Raw genomic sequence first — 1724 nt, 5'->3', positions numbered from 1 at the left:
CCCGGTACGCGGCGAACGCGTCGTACACCGCGCGCTCGGCGGTGCTGCCCACCGTGATGCGCCGCTCGACGTCGGCGATCAGCTCCGGGTCTGCGCCATCATGGCCTGCGCCTCGAGCACGGCCTGGGCCTCACCGCCCGCGAGATTGCCCCGCGCGATCAGATCCGCCGACACGGCCTCCACCGCCTGGCGCGCCCGCCCCTGCTCACGCGGCGCCTCGTCGGCCGGAATCTGCTTCGCCGGTGGCTCCAGCACCGCCGTGCCCATGTGGCGCACCTCGCCGATGGCCACCCCGTGGCTCACGCCGACGCCTCGCAGCGTTGTCTCCATGTCACCTGTCCCCGGTTGATACGGCGGATCTCCGCCGTGGTGGATGTCGTACTAGCCGTCGATGCCGCCCGGACCGGTTCCGGACGACGTCGAGGTCACGTCCAGCTGAAGAGCGTGTCGCCCGGCTTCACATCGCCGTCCTCCCGGACCGCGGAGAGGGAGTCGGCCGTGGCCTCCAGGGCCACGATCGGGCAGATCGGCGACTTGCCGGCGGCCACGGCCACCGCGGGGTCCCAGCGCACGATCGCGTCACCGCGCTTGACGGTGTCCCCCTTGTTGATGAGCACCTCGAAGCCGTCACCGTTCAGCTGCACGGTGTCGATCCCGAGGTGGGTGAGCACCCCATGCCCTTCCTCGTCCACGACCACGAACGCGTGCGGGTGCAACGAGACGACGATGCCGTCCACCGGAGCCACCGCCACGGAGGGCTCGAGCACCGGGTCGATCGCCGTACCCGGACCGACCATGGCGCCCGAGAACACCGGATCCGGAACCGCTGTCAGTCCGATCGCGCGCCCGGCGAGCGGAGACGTCACGGTGGTCATGGGAAGCCTCCCGGGGTGAAGATCCATCTCGCGCTGTCACCGCCTGTCCCGGACAGCGCACTGCCCAGAAGCGTAAGTCATAGGAACTTGGGATTCCGCACAAGCGGCGCAGGCCGGAGACCCGTCCAGGGGCCCCGAATCGATTTGCCACGGCCGCGTGAGGCGCTGTACTGTCGTACTCCTGCCCATCCGGATGAAGCATCGCAGTCAGCTGCGGGCGCGTCCAGGTGAGGGCGGCACCTTCAGTCACTTGATCCAGATCTCGGATCTGCTTTTGCATGCCATGCGAAAGACAGGATTCGGAAAGCGGAAAAGGGTCTGATAGCGTGTGAAACACCGAACGGGAAGCGCCCGGAGAAACCGGTGATACGGTTTCAAAGGAAGCGATCGTTCCTTGAGAACTCAACAGCGTGCCAAAAGTCAACGCCAGATATGTTGATACCCCGTCCGCATCACATGATGTGGTCGAGGTTCCTTTGAAGAAACACACAGCGAGGACGCTGTGAACCATCGGATTATTCCTCCGGTGGTTCCGCTCTCGTGATGTGTAACCAGGATTACCTGGAAGCATTCACGGAGAGTTTGATCCTGGCTCAGGACGAACGCTGGCGGCGTGCTTAACACATGCAAGTCGAACGATGAAGCCCTTCGGGGTGGATTAGTGGCGAACGGGTGAGTAACACGTGGGCAATCTGCCCTTCACTCTGGGACAAGCCCTGGAAACGGGGTCTAATACCGGATATGATCACCGGCCGCATGGTCTGGTGATGGAAAGCTCCGGCGGTGAAGGATGAGCCCGCGGCCTATCAGCTTGTTGGTGGGGTGATGGCCTACCAAGGCGACGACGGG

At 64.7% G+C, this 1724-nt stretch carries 1 protein-coding gene and 1 pseudogene; both read right to left on the bottom strand.

What is annotated here, in order from left to right:
* Positions 1 to 330 (bottom strand): annotated as a pseudogene (locus SSOG_RS05475) (phosphoenolpyruvate-utilizing N-terminal domain-containing protein); the annotation flags it as partial.
* A 95-nt stretch (positions 331 to 425) separates the two neighbouring features.
* Positions 426 to 875: a PTS sugar transporter subunit IIA gene (locus SSOG_RS05470; protein ID WP_009713211.1), complete on the bottom strand. Its 450-nt coding sequence runs from the start codon at positions 873 to 875 to the stop codon at positions 426 to 428.
* Positions 876 to 1724 lie beyond the last annotated feature (849 nt).

Source organism: Streptomyces himastatinicus ATCC 53653 (genome assembly GCF_000158915.1).
Lineage (GTDB): Bacteria > Actinomycetota > Actinomycetes > Streptomycetales > Streptomycetaceae > Streptomyces > Streptomyces himastatinicus.
Note: the sequence above shows the minus strand (reverse complement) of the source record. Positions and strands in the feature narration are given on the sequence as shown.

What these genes read in the sequence shown, in the direction of transcription:
- SSOG_RS05470 (WP_009713211.1), bottom strand. Translation starts at nt 875, where the DNA reads ATGACCACCGTGACGTCTCCGCTCGCCGGGCGCGCGATCGGACTGACA.